This is a genomic window from Domibacillus sp. 8LH, from assembly GCF_038806185.1.
Classification (GTDB): Bacteria; Bacillota; Bacilli; order Bacillales; family Domibacillaceae; genus Domibacillus; species Domibacillus indicus_A.
The window spans coordinates 442320-460741 of the sequence record NZ_JAVJNG010000001.1 but is presented as its reverse complement, the minus strand read 5'-3'; the positions used below and the strand labels follow the sequence as shown (position 1 = coordinate 460741).

The 18422-nt window shown below is 45.8% G+C and carries 20 protein-coding genes and 1 other annotated feature; of the genes, 18 read left to right on the top strand and 2 right to left on the bottom strand.

Going from position 1 to position 18422, the window contains the following annotated elements; genetic code table 11:
- Positions 1–8: 8 nt before the first annotated feature.
- The 16 genes from mnmA (at position 9) to mtnN (ending at position 15415) form a co-directional block, all read left to right on the top strand.
- Positions 9–1121: a tRNA 2-thiouridine(34) synthase MnmA gene (mnmA, locus tag RG959_RS02455; RefSeq protein WP_242233373.1), complete on the top strand. Its 1113-nt coding sequence runs from the start codon at positions 9–11 to the stop codon at positions 1119–1121.
- 69 nt (positions 1122–1190) lie between these two features.
- Positions 1191–1847, top strand: a complete 657-nt coding sequence (locus RG959_RS02450) for a tetratricopeptide repeat protein (RefSeq protein ID WP_342795802.1) — start codon at positions 1191–1193, stop codon at positions 1845–1847.
- Positions 1848–1865: 18 nt separating this feature from the next.
- A complete protein-coding gene (gene recD2, locus RG959_RS02445) occupies positions 1866–4232 on the top strand; it encodes an SF1B family DNA helicase RecD2 (protein WP_342795801.1) in 2367 nt (788 codons plus the stop codon).
- A 48-nt stretch (positions 4233–4280) separates the two neighbouring features.
- Positions 4281–4445: a hypothetical protein gene (locus tag RG959_RS02440; RefSeq protein ID WP_242233376.1), complete on the top strand. Its 165-nt coding sequence runs from the start codon at positions 4281–4283 to the stop codon at positions 4443–4445.
- A gap of 50 nt (positions 4446–4495) precedes the next feature.
- Positions 4496–4704, top strand: a binding site (T-box leader).
- Positions 4705–4769: 65 nt separating this feature from the next.
- Complete coding sequence (gene alaS, locus RG959_RS02435) at positions 4770–7400, top strand: alanine--tRNA ligase (protein WP_342795800.1); 2631 nt, start codon at positions 4770–4772, stop codon at positions 7398–7400.
- Between the two features lie 80 nt (positions 7401–7480).
- On the top strand, positions 7481–7756 hold the full coding sequence (locus tag RG959_RS02430; protein ID WP_342795799.1) for an IreB family regulatory phosphoprotein: 276 nt from the start codon (positions 7481–7483) through the stop codon (positions 7754–7756).
- Positions 7753–8169: a Holliday junction resolvase RuvX gene (gene ruvX, locus RG959_RS02425; RefSeq protein ID WP_251271100.1), complete on the top strand. Its 417-nt coding sequence runs from the start codon at positions 7753–7755 to the stop codon at positions 8167–8169. The genes RG959_RS02430 and ruvX overlap by 4 nt, the downstream gene beginning before the upstream one ends.
- 14 nt (positions 8170–8183) lie before the next feature.
- Positions 8184–8471, top strand: coding sequence for a DUF1292 domain-containing protein (locus RG959_RS02420; RefSeq protein ID WP_242233380.1), 288 nt, complete (start codon positions 8184–8186; stop codon positions 8469–8471).
- Positions 8472–8569: 98 nt separating this feature from the next.
- Entirely contained in the window at positions 8570–9667 is a 1098-nt protein-coding gene (gene mltG, locus RG959_RS02415) for an endolytic transglycosylase MltG (RefSeq protein WP_342795798.1), read from the top strand.
- A gap of 113 nt (positions 9668–9780) precedes the next feature.
- The gene (locus RG959_RS02410; protein WP_342795797.1) at positions 9781–10428 is read left to right on the top strand and encodes an O-methyltransferase; all 648 of its coding nucleotides are present in this window, start codon (positions 9781–9783) and stop codon (positions 10426–10428) included.
- Positions 10425–11354 (top strand): peptidase U32 family protein, encoded by a 930-nt coding sequence (locus RG959_RS02405; protein WP_342795796.1) that lies wholly within the window; start codon positions 10425–10427, stop codon positions 11352–11354. The genes RG959_RS02410 and RG959_RS02405 overlap by 4 nt, the downstream gene beginning before the upstream one ends.
- A 17-nt stretch (positions 11355–11371) precedes the next feature.
- The gene (locus RG959_RS02400; RefSeq protein ID WP_242233384.1) at positions 11372–12643 is read left to right on the top strand and encodes a peptidase U32 family protein; all 1272 of its coding nucleotides are present in this window, start codon (positions 11372–11374) and stop codon (positions 12641–12643) included.
- 5 nt (positions 12644–12648) lie between these two features.
- A complete protein-coding gene (udk, locus tag RG959_RS02395) occupies positions 12649–13284 on the top strand; it encodes a uridine kinase (protein ID WP_342795795.1) in 636 nt (211 codons plus the stop codon).
- A gap of 114 nt (positions 13285–13398) precedes the next feature.
- Positions 13399–13875, top strand: a complete 477-nt coding sequence (gene greA / locus RG959_RS02390; protein ID WP_342795794.1) for a transcription elongation factor GreA — start codon at positions 13399–13401, stop codon at positions 13873–13875.
- Between the two features lie 107 nt (positions 13876–13982).
- Positions 13983–14657, top strand: coding sequence for a YrrS family protein (locus RG959_RS02385; protein ID WP_342795793.1), 675 nt, complete (start codon positions 13983–13985; stop codon positions 14655–14657).
- 53 nt (positions 14658–14710) lie between these two features.
- Positions 14711–15415, top strand: coding sequence for a 5'-methylthioadenosine/S-adenosylhomocysteine nucleosidase (mtnN, locus tag RG959_RS02380; protein WP_309089756.1), 705 nt, complete (start codon positions 14711–14713; stop codon positions 15413–15415).
- Between the two features lie 136 nt (positions 15416–15551).
- On the opposite strand, the gene sigK is transcribed toward mtnN, so the two are convergent.
- Entirely contained in the window at positions 15552–16310 is a 759-nt protein-coding gene (sigK, locus tag RG959_RS02375; RefSeq protein ID WP_309089758.1) for an RNA polymerase sporulation sigma factor SigK, read from the bottom strand.
- 44 nt (positions 16311–16354) lie between these two features.
- The gene (gene sda / locus RG959_RS02370; RefSeq protein WP_342795792.1) at positions 16355–16498 is read right to left on the bottom strand and encodes a sporulation histidine kinase inhibitor Sda; all 144 of its coding nucleotides are present in this window, start codon (positions 16496–16498) and stop codon (positions 16355–16357) included.
- Positions 16499–16786: 288 nt separating this feature from the next.
- Here sda and RG959_RS02365 point away from each other — a divergent pair, with 288 nt between their 5' ends.
- The gene (locus RG959_RS02365; protein ID WP_315695011.1) at positions 16787–17311 is read left to right on the top strand and encodes a YqeG family HAD IIIA-type phosphatase; all 525 of its coding nucleotides are present in this window, start codon (positions 16787–16789) and stop codon (positions 17309–17311) included.
- On the top strand, positions 17308–18405 hold the full coding sequence (yqeH, locus tag RG959_RS02360; protein ID WP_342795791.1) for a ribosome biogenesis GTPase YqeH: 1098 nt from the start codon (positions 17308–17310) through the stop codon (positions 18403–18405). The genes RG959_RS02365 and yqeH overlap by 4 nt, the downstream gene beginning before the upstream one ends.
- Positions 18406–18422: the final 17 nt, after the last annotated feature.

Here is an 18422-nt window from a genome sequence, read left to right as displayed (position 1 = left end):
ATGAAGCAATGAAAGCACCGAAAGACACCCGTGTTGTCGTCGGTATGTCAGGAGGCGTTGATTCTTCGGTAGCGGCGCTTTTATTAAAAGAACAAGGGTATGATGTAGTCGGCATTTTTATGAAAAACTGGGATGATACAGACGAATTTGGTGTCTGCACGGCGACTGAAGACTATGAGGACGTTATTCGCGTCTGCAACCAAATTGGTATTCCGTATTACGCGGTTAACTTTGAAAAACAGTACTGGGATAAAGTATTTACTTACTTTTTAGATGAATATAAAGCGGGCCGGACCCCTAATCCGGACGTGATGTGTAACAAAGAAATAAAATTTAAAGCTTTTCTTGATCATGCGATGAAGCTGGGCGCTGATTACTTGGCAACTGGCCACTACGCGCGTATTGACCGTTCCGGCGGTGAAGTGAAAATGCTGCGCGGTGTGGATGATAACAAGGATCAGACCTACTTTTTAAACCAGTTGTCTCAAAGCCAGTTGGAAAAAGTAATGTTCCCTATCGGAGAGCTTGAGAAAAAACGGGTGCGGGAGCTGGCAGCAGAAGCCGGACTCGCGACTGCGACGAAAAAAGACTCGACTGGTATTTGTTTTATCGGCGAGCGCAATTTCAAAGAGTTTTTAGGTCAGTATTTGCCTGCTCAGCCGGGTGATATGGTTACATTCGATGGCCGTAAAATGGGCCGTCATGACGGACTCATGTACTATACAATCGGACAGCGGCACGGTCTTGGGATCGGCGGAAGCGGTGAGCCATGGTTTGTTGGCGGGAAAAATTTAAAAACAAACGAACTGTATGTTGTACAAGGCTTCCATCATGAATCACTGTACTCCGATTCGCTTGACGCTGTGCAAGTGGGCTTTACAACAAATGAACCAATGCCGGAGACGTTCCATTGTACAGCGAAATTCCGTTACCGCCAGGCAGATACCGGCGTGACGGTAACACAAACCGGAGACGGAACAGCGCGGGTCGTTTTTGATGAACCGGTTCGTGCGATTACCCCGGGTCAGGCGGTTGTACTGTATGATGGAGATGTTTGTCTTGGCGGCGGAACAATCGATAAAGTATATAAAGAAAACAAACAGCTCGATTATGTCGGCTGAATGCAGTCCGCTCCTCTCTACGTGGAGCGGTTTTCTTTGTTATAATAAAGAAAAACTGGGAGGCTTCACATGGATAAAAATCAGCAGGGTATTGAATTGTTACAAGAAGGAAAATGGGAAGAAGCACTTAAGCTTTTCACCGAGCAAATTGAAGAAAAGCCGGAAGAACCAGCTGCATATATTAATTTTGGCCACGTACTGGCTGAGATGAATGATGGGGAACGGGCATTAAGATTTTATCAAAAAGCGGTTGAGGTCGCTCCTGACTCGAGTTCAGCCCAATACGCGCTTGGCTCTTTTTATTTTACGAATGAGCGTTTTGAAGAAGCCGCGCAGCGCTTTGAAAAGGCCATCCGGAGCGGAATGGAAGAAGCGGATGCTTACTTTATGCTGGGGCTGTCTTTTTTATATTTGGATCAAACTGTGATGGCGCTGCCGTATTTAATGCGTGCGGTGGAATTGGATGAAGACGATGTGGAAGCGCGCTTTCAATATGCGCTTGCTCTGGCAAAAACAGAGCAGTATGAAGAAGCAGAGAAAAACATGCAAAAAGTCGTCGAGCAGGACTCGGAGCATGCCGATGCTTTTTATAACCTCGGTGTTTTATATGCCGGTCATTACGAACAAGCTGACAAAGCAGCTCAATTTTTTGATCGGGCGTTAGAGATTCAGCCGGACCATATGCTGGCAGGGTACGGCAAAAAAATGCTGGAAAAAGCAGAATAAAAAGAGGTGGTCAGCACCGTGCAGGAAAAACGGGATTTATTCACAGAAGGAGAGCAGTTTTTAAAAGGACGGCATATTGTCACGATTTTCCGGAACGATGAAAACTTTTATACCGTTCTGCGTGTCCGTGTGACCGAAACGGACGGAACGTATGATGAAAAAGAAGCGGTGGTAACCGGGTATTTCCCTGCTGTCCATGAGCATGAAATGTATGAGTTTCGCGGTCATTTCAAAGATCATCCAAGGTTTGGGCGGCAGTTTATTGCCCGCACGGCTCAAAAAGAAATGCCGCAGACGAAACAGGGGCTTGTGGCTTATTTATCCGGGGACTTATTTAAAGGCATCGGCAAAAAAACGGCTGAATCGATTGTAGAGATCCTCGGCGAGCAGGCGATCTCCAAAATTATTGCGGATAAAAGCTGCCTGCAAAACGTACCGCGCCTCCCGGCTGAAAAAGCGGATGTACTGTACGATACGCTGATGAAGCACCAAGGGCTTGAGCAGATTATGGTGGCTCTGAATGAATTTGGCTTCGGGCCGCAGCTGTCTATGAAAATTTATCAAATGTATTACGAAGAGTCATTGAACGTCATTCAAGAAAACCCATACCGGCTTGTGGAAAGCATCGAAGGAATCGGTTTTGTACGGGCTGATGAAATCGGTGCTCAAATTGGCATTAGCGGAGGGCATCCCGATCGCCTGAAAGCTGCGATTTTATATTCTCTTGAACAGCAGTGTCTTCAAGATGGCCACTGCTATATAGAAGCAGAAGAACTGCTGAAAAACGTAAAGGAGCTACTCGATAAAAGCGCGAATGGCACAGCGGAATTCGAGGCGATCGCCAAACGGCTGATTGAGCTGGAGGAAGAAGGGAAAGTAGCGGGAGAAGAGCAGCGGGTTTATATGCCGTCTCTGTATTTTTCGGAAAAAGGGCTCGTCACCAACGTGCAGCGTGTAATGGAGCAGGAGCCTCATTCGTTTCCGGAGTCGGAGTTTTTGCTTGCGCTCGGTGAGCTCGAAGACCGTACCGGCATTTCTTACGCGCCTTCCCAGAAGGAAGCCATTCAAACCGCGCTTACTTCACCGGTGATGATTTTAACGGGAGGGCCTGGAACGGGGAAAACAACTGTTATAAAAGGGATTGTTGAATTGTATGGTGAACTTCATGGCTTATCGCTCGACCCGAAAAAATATGACAAAGACGAGCCTTTTCCAATCAAGCTTTGCGCGCCGACGGGCCGCGCGGCAAAGCGGATGATGGAGTCAACCGGGCTTCCTGCTGTGACCATCCATCGGCTTCTTGGATTCAATGGACAGGAAGATCCGGAGGAAGAAGGCAATGCAGTTGGAGGACGGCTGTTGATTGTCGATGAAACGTCGATGGTAGATATATGGCTTGCCCATCAGCTGTTTAAAGCGATACCGGACGATATGCAGGTCATACTAGTGGGAGATGAAGACCAGCTTCCATCGGTTGGACCGGGGCAGGTATTAAAAGATATGCTTGCCTCAGGCGTCATTCCGTCCGTGCGGCTGACGGATATTTACCGCCAGGAAGAAGGCTCTTCCATCATCAGCCTGGCCCACAACATCAAAGACGGCGTGGTTCCGGAAACACTCACGGCTCCCCAGAAAGACCGTTCTTTTCTCCGGTGCGGAACCGGACAAATTGCGGATGTCATCGAAAAAGTCGTAAAAAATGCTGCGGGGAAAGGATATGAGCCGCGGGACATTCAGGTGCTCGCCCCCATGTACAAAGGACCGGCAGGCATCGATAAGCTCAACGAGGTGCTGCAGCAGGTGCTCAACCCAAACGAAGGCGGCCAGCGGAAAGAAATTGCGTTTGGCCCGGTTAAATATCGAATTGGCGACAAGGTGCTGCAGCTCGTAAATCAGCCGGAGCAAAATGTATTTAATGGAGATATCGGGGAGATTGTCGCCATTTTTTATGCAAAAGAAAACACAGAAAAAGAAGACATGGTCATTGTTTCATACGAAGGCAATGAAGTAACCTATACACGCAATGACTTAAACCAAATTACACATGCGTTTTGCTGCTCAATTCATAAGTCGCAGGGAAGTGAATTCCCGATCGTGATTTTGCCGGTCGTTAAAAGCTATTACCGCATGCTGAGGCGGAATCTTCTGTATACAGCCATTACGAGAAGCCGGCAGTTTTTAATCCTGTGCGGCGAAGAAGAAGCGTTTCGAATCGGCATTGCCCGCAACGATGACCTGGTGCGAAAAACAGGCCTTGCGGACCGGCTCTCCGGTCAAGAAGCCCCCGAAAAAGAAGCAGAAGCACTGACAGAAGAAACATGGATGTCGATCGATCCAATGATCGGCATGGAAGGTATGACGCCTTTCGATTTTATGGTGGTATAAGAGGGAGTCGTTTCGGACATACTGATGGCAAAAACAGGAGGGATCATCGTGCAATCATGTCCGAACTGTGGAAGCCGGGAAGTAGGTCGTATCGGCTCCGACCATTATTACTGTCATGACTGCTGTGTGGAAATGTCCGAGCTTGAAGGCGGCCTTGTGATTCACCAAGTAGAAGAAGACGGGACACTTGTTCAGATTGATGAGTGGTCTTGAGTCATTGACAAACGTCCCATTCCTTTTTATAATTCGGGTATATGAATTGTGACAAATCGAAGAAGGACAGGAGTACATCATAGCCCATTCAAAGAGAGAAATATTCATGGCTGAGAAATATTTCGGATGAAGAATGATGGAAAGCTGGGTCCTGAGTGCAGCAAACACTGCCGTCTGCCGCGTTAAGGCATTTGAGAGGCGAATTCCAGTGAAGGAATTGGCAATCAGGGTGGTACCGCGAACAAGCTTCGTCCCTGTTGGGGGATGGGGCTTTTTTTGTTGTCTTTTTTCGGTTGTGTACATACGATAAGGAGGATTTTGATCATGAAAACATTAACAGGTGCGGAGATCCGCCGCCTTTATCTAGACTTTTTCCAGGAAAAAGGACACCGTGTTGAACCGAGCGCGCCGCTTGTGCCGATTGACGATCCAAGTCTGCTCTGGATTAACAGCGGTGTGGCAACACTAAAAAAATATTTTGATGGGCGTATTATCCCGGACAATCCGCGTATCACAAATGCGCAAAAGTCGATCCGGACGAATGATATTGAAAATGTCGGTAAAACGGCGCGTCATCATACATTTTTTGAGATGCTTGGCAACTTTTCGATCGGTGAATATTTTAAAACGGAAGCGATTCACTGGGCATGGGAGTTTTTAACAGACGAAAAATGGATCGGTTTTGATCCGGAGAAACTGTCTGTTACGATTCATCCAGAAGATGAAGAAGCGTATCTTATTTGGAAAAACGAAGTGGGTGTGCCGGACGAACGGATTATCCGTTTAGAAGGAAACTTCTGGGATATTGGTGAAGGCCCATCCGGTCCGAACACGGAAATCTTTTATGACCGCGGCGCCGAATATGGAGACGACGAAAACGATCCCGAGTTATATCCCGGCGGCGAAAATGAACGTTATTTAGAAGTATGGAATCTTGTATTCTCTGAATTTAACCATAATCCAGACGGTACTTACACACCGCTTCCAAAGAAAAATATTGATACAGGTATGGGTCTTGAGCGCATGGCTTCTGTTGTGCAAAATGTGCCGACCAACTTCGATACCGATCTTTTTATGCCAATTATTCGTGAAACAGAGCGGGTTTCGGGTGAACAATACGGGGTGGATCCGGAGAAAGACACAGCATTTAAAGTGATTGCCGACCATATCCGTACGGTTGCATTTGCGATTGGCGATGGCGCGCTGCCATCAAACGAAGGCCGCGGCTACGTGCTTCGCCGTCTTCTTCGCCGTGCTGTACGTTATGCAAAGCAAATTGGCATTAACCGTCCATTTATGTATGAACTGGTACCGGTTGTCGGTGAAGTGATGAATGATTATTATCCGGAAGTATCAGAAAAATCGGCGTTCATTCAAAAAGTCATCAAAAATGAAGAAGAACGTTTCCATGAAACGCTTAACGAAGGGCTTGCCATTCTTTCAGCTGTCATCGAAAAAGCGAAAGCGGCCGGTTCGAATACCATTGAAGGCGCGGATGTTTTCCGTTTATACGATACGTATGGCTTCCCGGTTGAATTGACGGAAGAATATGCGGAAGAAGAAGGCATGAAAGCGGACCAAGCCGGTTTTGAGCGTGAGATGCAGCAGCAGCGTGAGCGTGCACGTGCCGCTCGTCAGGATACCGAGTCCATGCAGGTGCAGGGCGGTGTGCTGTCCTCTGTGAAAGAAGAAAGCACCTTTACGTATGACCGATTGACCGTCGATACAACTGTAGCGGTTTTAATCAAAGACGGTGTTCTTGTTGAGGAAGCGCACGAAGGAGAAGAAATTCAATTTATTCTAAAAGAAACGCCATTTTACGCAGAAAGCGGCGGTCAAATTGCCGATAAAGGAACTGTAGAATCGGAAACAGCCCGTGTTGTGGTAAAAGATGTGCAAAAAGCACCGAACGGCCAAAACGTTCACAGTGCGGTCGTGGAAAGCGGAACATTGTCAGCGGGAAGTGCGGTTACAGCAAAAGTGGATGTACTGTCGCGCGGCAAAATTATTAAAAACCACACAGCTACACACTTAATGCACCAAGCATTAAAAGATGTACTTGGCACGCACGTAAACCAAGCGGGATCTCTCGTTGAACCAGACCGCCTTCGTTTTGACTTTTCGCATTTCGGCCAAGTAACAGCAGATGAGGTTGCCCAGGTAGAAGCGATTGTCAACGAAAAGATCTGGCAAGGGATCGCGGTGGAAACAGCGTTTAAGCCAATCGCAGAAGCAAAAGCGATGGGAGCGATGGCCCTGTTCGGCGAGAAATACGGCGATATTGTCCGGGTCGTTTCAGTTGGCGATTACAGCCTTGAGCTTTGCGGTGGCTGCCACGTAGTGAATACAGCGGAAATCGGCTTGTTTAAGGTTTTGTCTGAAAGTGGCATTGGTGCAGGGACACGCCGGATCGAAGCGGTAACAGGCGAAGGCGCATTCCGCTATTTGAATGAGCAGGCAGCTGTATTAAAAGAAGCAGCGTCAAAACTAAAATCCAATCCGAAAGATATTTTAACGAAAGTGGACAGCCTGCAGACAGAAATGCGTGAACTGCAGCGTGAAAATGAATCACTTTCAAAGAAATTGTCAAACATAGAAGCAGGCAGCCTCACCGATAACATCGAAACAGTGAATGGCGTACAGCTTCTCGCGGCAAAAGTGCAGGCGGCTGATATGAATGCTCTTCGGACAATGGCGGATGAGTTAAAGCAAAAAGTCACACCAGGTGTCATTGTGCTGGTTGCTGAAGCAGATGGAAAAGTAAACGTCGTCACAGCGGTGACAGGCGATTTAACCGAAAAAGGCTTCCATGCTGGAAAACTAGTGAAGGAAGTGGCTGGATGCCTTGGCGGAGGCGGTGGAGGCCGTCCAGATATGGCACAGGCAGGTGGAAAAGACCCATCGAAAATTGACGAAGCACTGCAAATTGCCATTGAATGGGTGAAATCCATTTGAATATGTTGTCATTTGTTGTACAATGAAACATATCGTACAGAAGCGGGCATGTAAAATCCGCCTGAAGTGAGGTGCTGACAGTGAGTTCTTTTGACAAGACGATGCGGTTTAACTTTCCAGAAGAGCCGTATGAAGAAAATGTAAAAGAAGTGCTGCTAAAGGTTCATGGCGCACTGGAGGAAAAAGGGTACAATCCGATCAATCAAATTGTCGGCTATTTGCTTTCCGGAGATCCGGCTTACATTCCGCGTCACAATGACGCCCGGAATTTAATCCGCCGGCTTGAGCGGGATGAAATTATTGAGGAGCTTGTCAAAACGTACCTGATAGAACGGCAGGAGGAACCTACATCATGAGAACTATGGGCCTTGACGCCGGCACAAAAACAATCGGCATTGCCGTCAGCGACGCACTTGGCTGGACAGCACAAGGCATTGAAACGATAAAGATCGATGAGGCGGCAGGCGAATTTGGTCTTGATCGGATCGGCGAGCTTGTGCGGGAGCACGAAGTGAGCAAATTTGTTGTCGGCTTTCCGAAAAACATGAATAATACAGTAGGGCCGAGAGGAGAAGCTGCAAAGATGTTTGCAGGTCTTCTTGAGGAATCCTTTAACCTTCCGGCTGTACTGTGGGATGAGCGGCTGACAACAATGGCAGCAGAACGAATGCTTATTGACGCAGATGTAAGCCGGAAAAAACGAAAAAAAGTAATTGATAAAATGGCTGCGGTGATGATTCTGCAAGGATATCTCGACAGCCAAAAATGATGAGGTGACCATTGATGGAACATGGTGAAAAGCAAATCACAGTAATTGACGAAAACGGTAATGAACAGCTTTGTGAAGTTTTATTTACTTTCCACAACGATGAATTTGACAAGTCCTACGTGCTTTACTTCCCAGTAGGCGCAGAAGAAGATGATAACGAGGAAATTGAAATTCATGCTTCTTCTTTTACGCCGGGTGACGAAGGAGAAGACGGAGAGCTTCAGCCGATCGAGTCGGATGAAGAGTGGAACATGATCGAAGAAATGCTTAACACATTTCTTGATGATGAAGAACAAGAATAATCAGCAGGAACAGGCGCTAAAATAAGCGCCTGTTCTTTTTCTTTTGGGCATCATTCTTGTATACTATAAAAAGAAAATGGTGTCGAAAGGAGATTTTTATGTCGAATGATATTTTTCTGCCGCCTTCAGGGCGTAAAAGGCGGTTGAAAAGAGCAGTTTTAATCGTGTTTTTTTTACTACTTCTGCTGGCAGCAGCGCTTGCGGCGGGAGCTTATTACGTCTGGAAAAGCGCATCAGCCCCTGCGGATGCAGGAAATGATAAACAAGTGAATGTTTCCATTCCGCTTGGTTCAAGTCTGTCTTCCATTTCACAAACGCTTGAAGACAAAGGCATTGTAAAAAATGCAATGCTGTTTAAATATTACGTAAAGTATAAAGGCGAAGGTGATTTTCAGGCGGGAGAATATGTGTTGTCTCCTTCCATGACCCCTGATGCCATTATGGCTTCCTTAAAAGAAGGGAAAGTACTGGGAGACGGCAGCTTAGCCATTCCGGAAGGCTATCAGCTGGCTCAGATTGCGGAACTGATCGCTGCTCAAACGAACCGGGAAGCAGAAGACGTGCTGGCTGTGCTGAACAGCGAAGCATTTATTCAAAAAATGATGACAAACCACCCTGCGCTTGTCACAAACGCAGTGATGAATGAAAATATTCGCTATCCGCTCGAAGGCTATTTGTATCCGGCGACTTATGATATAGAAAATCCGGAAAAGCCGGTTGAAGAGATCGCAGAAGAAATGATTGCCAAAATGGATGAAGTCGTACAAGGCTATTCCGCTCAAATTAAAGCATCCGGCATGACCGTTCACGAATTTTTAACATTTGCTTCACTCGTCGAGGAGGAAGCAACCGGTAAAACGGACCGCAGGAAAATTGCCAGCGTCTTTTATAATCGAATGAAAGCAAACATGCCGCTGCAAACAGATCCGACAGTGCTGTACGCGAAAGGAGAGCATAAAGATCGAGTTCTATACGAAGACCTCGAGGTGGATTCTCCATATAATACGTACAAAGTCAAAGGCTTAACGCCAGGACCGATCGGCAACAGCGGCATTGATTCGATGGAAGCTGTGCTGTCACCTGAGCAAACAGATTTCCTTTACTTCCTTGCTTCACCGGCAGGAGATGTTTACTACTCAAAAACACTCGATGAACACAATAAATTAAAAGCAAAATATATCACAAACGCCGAGTGAAAAAGCGCACATAGATTTTCCGCGCTTTCTATGATAAAATAGTTCGGGCGCAAAAAGACACGGGAAAGCTTTCATAGCTTTCTCTTTTTCTTAGAAAAGAGGGTATTATTACCATGAACGACAATATACATGGCTACATTGAGTCATTGCTTCAGCCGCGGACGGGTTTGCTCGCAGAAATGGAGCAATATGCGGCTGAGCACCGCGTTCCGATTATGGAACCGGTCGGCATGGACACACTGCTGGCTGTCATGAAGCTTCAAAAGCCTGAGCGTCTGCTTGAGATTGGCACGGCGATCGGGTATTCGGCTCTTCGGATGGCAGAAGCGGTTCCGGGGCTGCACATTACAACGCTTGAGCGTGACGAGGAACGATTTAACAAAGCTACTCAATACATCAGCCAGTCAGGCGAGCAAAACCGGATCCGAATCCTGTTAGGCGATGCGCTTGAACTAGCGGAACAGGCAGCGGAAGACGGACCGTTTGACGCCATCTTTATTGATGCGGCAAAAGGACAATATCGCCGCTTTTTTGAATTATACGAACCGATGTTAAAGCCGGGCGGCGTTATTTATTCAGACAATGTGTTGTTTAAAGGGTACGCTGCTGGAACAGATGCACCGTCGAAACGTCTTGAGAAAATGGCACAAAAAATTATGGATTACAATCAATGGCTGATGACGCATCCCGGCTATGATACATCTATTATCCCAGCCGGTGATGGCATTGCCATCAGCACAAAACGGAGTGAAGAAAAATGAAAAAACCAGAATTGCTTGTGACACCGGGCAGTGTTGATGAACTGATCAAACAAATAAAAGCAGGTGCTGACGCTTTTCTTATTGGAGAGCAGCGGTATGGCCTGCGCCTTGCGGGTGAGTTTACCCGTGAAGAGGTGAAGGAAGCCATTCGCATTGCGCATGAGCATGGCAAAAAAGTATATGTGGCAGTTAATGCCCTTTTTCATAACAATATCGCGAACGAACTTGATGAATATGTAACGTTTGTTGAACAAGCAGGTGCTGATGCTATCGTATTCGGTGATCCGGCTGTTATTATGGCCGTTCGGGAAACAGGCACGGCCATTCCGCTGCATTGGAATCCGGAAACAACGGCGACCAATTACTACACAGCGAACTACTGGGGCAAACGCGGAGCTGTTCGTGCCGTACTTGCCCGGGAACTCAGCATGGATGCGGTTATTGAAACGAAAGAACAGGCGAATGTTCAAATTGAAGTGCAGGTTCATGGGATGACATGCATGTTCCAGTCAAAGCGTCCTCTTCTAGGTCATTACTTTGAATACATGGGCAAAAATATGGAAATCGAAAAGCGGCAGGGTGCGAAAAACATGCTGCTTCACGATCCAGAACGCAGCAACAAATACCCTGTTTATGAAGATGCAAATGGCACTCATATTATGAGCCCGAATGATATGTGCATTATTGATGAACTGCAGGAACTTGTGGAAGCAGGTATCGATTCATTTAAAATTGACGGTGTGCTGCAAACAGAAGAATATCGTCTTGAAACAACGAAATTGTATCGGAAAGCGATTGACCTTTGCGTAGATCAGCCGGATCAATATGAAGATGAAAAAGAGGACTTGCTTGAAGCTGCGGAAGCACTTCAGCCCGAGCACCGTCCGCTTGATTCAGGCTTTTTCTTTAAAGAAACGGTTTATTAATAAAGGAGGAAACGGAAATGAACGGATTGATAAACGATGCGATCTCCGAGATCGTTGACGGCAAACGGGTCATTGTGAAAAAGCCGGAGCTTTTGGCGCCGGCCGGAACACTTGAAAAGCTGAAAATCGCCGTCCGTTACGGAGCGGATGCGGTATATATTGGCGGTCAGGAGTATGGCCTCCGCTCAAATGCCGGCAACTTTACATTTGAAGAAATGAAAGAAGGCGTTGAGTTTGCTAAAGCCTACGGAGCAAAAGTGTATGTAACGACCAACATTTTTGCACATAATGAAAATATCGACGGCCTGGAAGACTACTTGCGTGGAGTGGGTGAAGCTGGTGTTACGGGTATTATCGTAGCGGATCCGCTTATTATTGAAACATGCCGCCGTGTAGCGCCGAACGTGGAAGTTCACTTGAGCACACAGCAGTCTCTTTCAAACTGGCGTGCAGTGAAATACTGGAAAGATGAGGGTCTTGACCGTGTTGTTCTTGCCCGTGAAACAACTGGGGAAGAAATGCGCTTAATGAAAGAAAAAGTCGATATTGAAATTGAAACGTTTATTCACGGAGCGATGTGTATTGCTTATTCAGGCCGCTGCGTACTGAGTAACCATATGACTGCGCGTGACTCCAACCGTGGCGGCTGCTGTCAATCATGCCGCTGGGATTATAACCTGGTAGAGATGGAGGACGGTGTTGAAACAGCAATCACGCAGGAAGGCGATTCACCGTTTGCGATGAGTCCAAAAGATTTGCGTCTGCTGCAGTCTATTCCGGGACTGATTGAACTGGGCATTGACAGCTTAAAAATTGAAGGCCGCATGAAATCGATTCACTATGTAGCAACAGTAGTCGGTGTATATCGGAAAGTAATTGACGCATACTGTGCAGACCCTGAAAACTTCACCATCAAAGATGAGTGGCTTGAAGAACTGGAGAAGTGTGCTAACCGGCCGGCAGCACCAGCATTCTTTGCAGGAACACCAGGAGCTGACGAACAGCTTTTCGGCGTTCATGGCAAAAAAGCGTCCCACGATTTTACAGGTCTTGTTGTAGATTACGATGAAGAAACACAAATCGTTACACTGCAGCAGCGTAATTTCTTCCGTCCAGGCGATACAGTGGAGTTTTTCGGGCCAAAGATGGAAACCTTCCAGCAAGTAATCGGCACGGTTGTGGACGAAGACGGAAATGAACTGGATGCAGCGCGCCACCCGCTTCAAATTGTCCGTTTCAAAGTAGACCGTCCTGTTTCAAAAGATGATATGATGCGGAAAGGGCTGTGACATTGATGAGTAAAAAGCCGATTGTCATCGGCGTCGCGGGCGGATCAGGCTCTGGTAAAACCAGCGTTGCCCGTGCGATACATGATTATTTTAAAGATGGCTCGATTATGATGATCGAGCAGGATTACTATTATAAAGACCAATCACATCTAACGTTTGAAGAGCGGTTACAAACAAATTACGACCATCCGCTTGCATTTGATAATGACCTGCTGATTGAACAGGTAAATGAGCTGATCAATGGCCGGCCTGTTCAAAAGCCGGTCTATGATTATGCACAGCACACGCGCTCTGAAGAAACAATTCCACTCGAGCCGAATGACGTGATTATTTTAGAAGGCATTCTAGTACTTGAGGATGAGCGCCTGCGTGATTTAATGGACATAAAACTGTTTGTAGACACGGACGCGGATTTGCGGTTTATCCGCCGTCTGACGCGCGATATAAAAGAGCGGGGTCGTTCGCTGGATTCCGTGATCGAACAGTATACAGAAGTTGTGCGGCCGATGCACAACCAGTTTATCGAGCCAACGAAGCGATATGCGGATGTGATTATCCCAATCGGCGGAGAAAACAAGGTAGCCATTGATTTATTAATTGCAAAAATACAAACAATTCTTGAACAAAAAGACATTTTATAGTATGTTTTTAGAAAACAGGCATACAATGGGAAAAACGCGCGCCTTCTCTAAAGCAGAAGGGGCGCGCTCATATTTAAGTGCTTTTTTTGGTGAACATTAAAGGAGTGGAAGAAGTTGTCGAACGAAAAAGTATACCCGATGACACGGGAAGGTAAAGAAAAACTGGAACAAGAGCTCGAACATTTAAAAACGGTTAAGCGTAAAGAAGTAGTGGAGCGCATTAAAATTGCCCGCAGCTTCGGCGACCTGTCAGAGAACTCTGAGTATGACTCAGCAAAAGAAGAGCAGGCGTTTGTAGAAGGCCGGATCGGCACAATTGAGACGATGATCCGCAATGCAAAAATTATTGAAGACAGTGAAATGAATGCAGACGAAGTATCGCTTGGCAGAACGGTTACATTCATTGAACTTCCTGATGGCGAAGAAGAAAGCTATACAATTGTTGGAAGCGCGGAAGCGGATCCATTTGAAGGGAAAATTTCAAATGACTCTCCTATTGCCAAAAGCATGATCGGCAAACGCGTGGGCGACAAAGTGATTGTTCAAACACCGGCTGGTGAAATGAACGTAAAAATCGTTTCCATTGATTAACATAAAAAAGCGCAAAAGGCGCAGGCCTTTTGCGCTTTTTTATGTAAAAACATTTATCCGTTAAACGAGACATGTTAAAATGAAAGCGGAATGAGGAGGAGAAGCAAATGGAACAATCGTCGCGTGCTGAGCGCAAAACGAAGCGGAGAAAAACAAACCGCATTTTAAATACAGCCATTGCGGTTGTGGTACTGCTTATTGTAATCGTTGGATTTACCATCTTTGCCGGTGGAAATGACGAAGAAACAGCAGCGCCGGAAAAAGCGCAGGAAACAAAGCAGGAACAAACCACTGCCGTATCTGATGAAGAAACAGAAAAAGAACAGGCTGCTGAAACGACAGAGGAACCAGCTGAAACAGACGAGCAGACTGAAGAAGAGAAAGCAGTAGAAAAGACGGAAGAGCAAACTGAAGACAAAACAGAAGATAAAGAAGAAGTAGTGGTTTCAGAAGGCACAGAACCGAATGTGGAACAAGATATCGTCAATCCAAACTGGGAAGGAATAGGTACGACTCAATCAGGAGAACATACCTCTTCATTCGAAACGGATTCAACTGACTGGCAGGAAAAGGAACAAGCCTTATCTTATGCAACAGGAATTCCACAAGAAAACATGACCGTTTGGTATATTAGCGGAAATGGACCTCAAGCAGCGATCGGAACTGTTTCTCCCAAGTCAAACCAGGATGAAGCATACCGCGTGTACATTGAATGGGTAGACGGCGAGGGATGGACGCCGACAAAAGTACAAAAGCTTGAAGAAAATGATAAAGGCCGCTAAAAACCCGCTTTGCCGGCGGGTTTTTTTGCGGAATTAAAAAAGGAGTGCAGCAAATGAAAGCAGCGATTATTGGTGCAATGGAAGAAGAAGTAACCATTTTACGTGGTGAAATGAAAAACAAGGAAGTGAAAATCATTGGCGGCAGCGAGTTTACAATCGGCGAGCTGCGCGGTGTTGAAACGGTTTTGCTACGCTCAGGGATCGGTAAAGTAAATGCGGCGATGACAACAGCTGTTTTAATTCATGAATTCAAGCCGGATGTGTTAATTAATACGGGTTCTGCCGGCGGATTGTCTCCCGAACTGCAGGTAGGAGATGTAGTCATTTCAACTGAAGTCCGCCACCATGATGTCGACGTAACAGCTTTTGGCTATGAATACGGACAGGTGCCGCAGCTTCCAGCCGCTTTTACAGCTGATGAGAAACTAGTTGATATCGCGTTTCAAGCATCCGAAGAGGATACAGAGCTGAAAACGGTAAAAGGACTGATTGCGACAGGGGATTCGTTTATGAATGATCCGGCACGTGTACAAGCGATTGCCGATATCTTCCCTGGCCTTCAGGCAGTTGAAATGGAAGCGGCCGCCATTGCACAGGTAGCTCACCAGTTTAGTGTGCCGTTTGTAGTCATCCGGGCACTTTCTGATATTGCAGGAAAAGAATCGAATATTTCGTTTGAACAATTTTTGCCGAAAGCCGGGCTTCACTCCGCTAACCTTGTGATGAAAATAGTCGAGCAGCTTCAAGAGGAGAAATAATCCAATACAAAAAGCATCTTTTATGATAAAGTATTCGTAAGAAACAAGGCGGATGAAAAGGGAGAGATGTCACAAAATGATTATGATGATTATGGGGCTTCTTTTAGCTACAGTGACAGGTGTTATGATCTCTGTTTCAATCGATTGAGGAAAAATGATTTGAAGGGTGCTCCAGATCTTTTGGAGCCCTTTTTTGTTTTGCTTGAAGCCGCTTAAATTCCTGCATCATTTTAGCAAGGGCTCTTTTTTCAATTCGGGAAACATAACTTCTAGAAATGTTCATTTTGGCCGCAATTTCACGCTGCGTTTTATCTTGATCATTCGTTAAGCCATAGCGGGCAGCGATTACGGACAGTTCTCGTTCATCAAGAACAGAGAGGCACTTTTTCATTTGTTCAATATCCATTTGAAGGGAGAGGCGGCCTGCGACGTCTTCGTCTTCCGTTTTAAGTAAATCAAGAAGACTGATTTCATTTCCTTCTTTGTCGCGGCCGACTGGATCATAAAGTGATACGTCCTTCTTCGTTTTCTTTAAGGAGCGGAAGTGCATCAGAATCTCATTTTCTATACATCTTGCCGCATAAGTGGCAAGCTTAGTTCCTTTTTTCCCGGAGTAGCTTTCGATGCCTTTGATCAGGCCGATGGTCCCGATAGAAATCAAGTCTTCTGTATCGTGATGGGTTTTCTCGAATTTTTTCACAATATGGGCTACTAAACGGAGATTATGCTCGATCAGCTTGGCACGGGCATTGCGGTCTCCCTGTTCATGAAGCGCCAGGTACTTTCGTTCATCTTCCGCACTCAGCGGCTGAGGAAACGCATTATGCTTTACATAAGAGACGAAAAAAACCGCTTCCTTCAACAAAAAAGAGAGAGCGGCTGCTAGTTCAATCATGATGATCCCTCCTTTATAGGCATCATATTCGGAGGGGGGGACGGCTATTCCTTTTTGGCTCTTTTTTGCGACTGGATTTCCCGCCGCTTCATTTCTTTTTCTATCAGAGCTAGAAAGTCATCATTTAATTTTAGTTTTGTCGCTTTTTTATAAGAAGAAAGAAGTAAGTGATCGGATAATGAGTGCATAGTCTGTCATCTCCAATGTCATTGATTAATTATTTTTTTCAGTTTAACAAAAAAAACCATTAAGAACAATTGTTCTTTTTTCCACAGGATACAGTGGATAAGTGAGGATAACAAATAGAATAACTAGATTAAACCCTTGAAACAGCTGTGTTAATTTGTGAATAAGGTTATCCACAGAGTAGGATAATGAGAAATATGTCGAAAAGTTTTTGTTCTTAATATTACTTTGTCACATATCGAAAAATCGGCTATGATAGGAGAAGCAAACGAATAGTAGAGGTGTACATTGTGCTGAAATTATTTTTGCCGAATGAGCAGGTAAGAAGTGTGCTTGAAATCCAGCCAGAGCGCTTGAAACAAAAAGGAATTAAAGCGATCATAACCGATCTTGATAATACACTCGTTGCCTGGGACAGACCAGATGCAACACCCGAGCTTTTAACTTGGTTTCAAAAAATGCGGGAAGCGGGCATTAAAGTACTGATTGTATCAAACAATAACCAAAAGCGGGTCAGCACGTTTTCAACGCCGCTTGATCTGCCGTTTATTTTTGAAGCGAGAAAGCCGATGGGGCGTGCTTTCAGAAAAGCCATCAAGCTTTTAAGCGTACGAAAAGAAGAAACCGTCGTAATCGGGGACCAGCTGCTGACAGATGTATTTGGCGGGAACCGAAGCGGGATTTATACAATTTTGGTCATTCCCATTGCAGCGACTGATGGATTTTGGACGCGCATTAATCGGAAAATAGAAAGAAGACTCATGACTTTTTTCCAGCGTAAAGGAATGATTCAATGGGAGGAACGAAATCAATGAACGAAGTAATTACGTGTGATGGCTGTGGGGTCGTCATTCAAACAGGAGACCCGGCTGCGCTTGGTTACGCACCGGCTGCTGCACTGGAGAAAGAAGCCGTTGTCTGCAAACGGTGCTTTCGCTTAAAGCATTATAATGAAGTACAGGACGTAGAACTGACCGACGATGACTTTTTAAAAATCTTAAACACAATCGGTGAGACAGATTCATTAATCGTTAAAATCGTGGATGTCTTCGATTTTAATGGAAGCTGGCTTCCGGGCTTGCATCGCTTTGCCGGTAAAAACCCCGTCCTGCTTATTGGGAATAAATCTGATTTGCTGCCGAAATCCGTGAAAAAGGAACGGGTTATTCATTGGATGCGCCACGAAGCAAGCCAGCTTGGGTTAAAGCCGATTGATGTGCTTTTAACAAGTGCTTCAGAAGGAAAAGCGATCCGCGATGCGGCGGATGCCATCGAGCATTATCGGAACGGAAAAGATGTATACGTAGTCGGCTGTACAAATGTCGGGAAGTCTACATTTATTAACCGAATCATTCAGGAAATTACAGGAGAAGGAGATATTATTACGACGTCTCATTTCCCGGGTACGACATTGGATATGATTGAAATTCCGCTTTCTGACGGTCATGCGCTTGTAGACACGCCGGGAATTATCAATCGTCATCAAATGGCGCACTTTGTTGATAAAGAAAACTTAAAGTTTTTACTGCCAAAAAAAGAAATTAAACCAAAAGCCTTTCAGTTGAATGAAGAGCAAACACTATTCTTTGGTGGATTAGCCCGCTTTGACTATCTTTCAGGCGGCCGGCGCTCTTTTATATGCCATCTTTCTAATGAAATCGACATTCACCGTACGAAGCTTGAAAAAGCAGATGCTTTGTACGAAAACCATGCCGGGGAGCTGCTGAAGCCAGCGGGGCATGGCGGAGCGCCGCTTGATCTTGTTCGTCAGGAATGGACAATTAAAGAAGCGAAAACAGATATTGTTTTCTCAGGGCTCGGCTGGATTACCGTTAACGAGCCAGGTGCAAAAGTAGCAGCTTACGTACCAAAAGGGGCTGCTGTAACACTGCGCAAGTCGTTAATTTAAAAAGTGGGGGTTGTCGC

What these genes read in the sequence shown, in the direction of transcription:
- mnmA (WP_242233373.1), top strand. Translation starts at nt 9, where the DNA reads ATGAAAGCACCGAAAGACACCCGTGTTGTCGTCGGTATGTCAGGAGGC.
- RG959_RS02450 (WP_342795802.1), top strand. Translation starts at nt 1,191, where the DNA reads ATGGATAAAAATCAGCAGGGTATTGAATTGTTACAAGAAGGAAAATGG.
- alaS (WP_342795800.1), top strand. Translation starts at nt 4,770, where the DNA reads ATGAAAACATTAACAGGTGCGGAGATCCGCCGCCTTTATCTAGACTTT.
- ruvX (WP_251271100.1), top strand. Translation starts at nt 7,753, where the DNA reads ATGAGAACTATGGGCCTTGACGCCGGCACAAAAACAATCGGCATTGCC.
- RG959_RS02420 (WP_242233380.1), top strand. Translation starts at nt 8,184, where the DNA reads ATGGAACATGGTGAAAAGCAAATCACAGTAATTGACGAAAACGGTAAT.
- mltG (WP_342795798.1), top strand. Translation starts at nt 8,570, where the DNA reads ATGTCGAATGATATTTTTCTGCCGCCTTCAGGGCGTAAAAGGCGGTTG.
- RG959_RS02410 (WP_342795797.1), top strand. Translation starts at nt 9,781, where the DNA reads ATGAACGACAATATACATGGCTACATTGAGTCATTGCTTCAGCCGCGG.
- RG959_RS02405 (WP_342795796.1), top strand. Translation starts at nt 10,425, where the DNA reads ATGAAAAAACCAGAATTGCTTGTGACACCGGGCAGTGTTGATGAACTG.
- RG959_RS02400 (WP_242233384.1), top strand. Translation starts at nt 11,372, where the DNA reads ATGAACGGATTGATAAACGATGCGATCTCCGAGATCGTTGACGGCAAA.
- udk (WP_342795795.1), top strand. Translation starts at nt 12,649, where the DNA reads ATGAGTAAAAAGCCGATTGTCATCGGCGTCGCGGGCGGATCAGGCTCT.
- RG959_RS02385 (WP_342795793.1), top strand. Translation starts at nt 13,983, where the DNA reads ATGGAACAATCGTCGCGTGCTGAGCGCAAAACGAAGCGGAGAAAAACA.
- mtnN (WP_309089756.1), top strand. Translation starts at nt 14,711, where the DNA reads ATGAAAGCAGCGATTATTGGTGCAATGGAAGAAGAAGTAACCATTTTA.
- sigK (WP_309089758.1), bottom strand. Translation starts at nt 16,310, where the DNA reads ATGATTGAACTAGCAGCCGCTCTCTCTTTTTTGTTGAAGGAAGCGGTT.
- sda (WP_342795792.1), bottom strand. Translation starts at nt 16,498, where the DNA reads ATGCACTCATTATCCGATCACTTACTTCTTTCTTCTTATAAAAAAGCG.
- yqeH (WP_342795791.1), top strand. Translation starts at nt 17,308, where the DNA reads ATGAACGAAGTAATTACGTGTGATGGCTGTGGGGTCGTCATTCAAACA.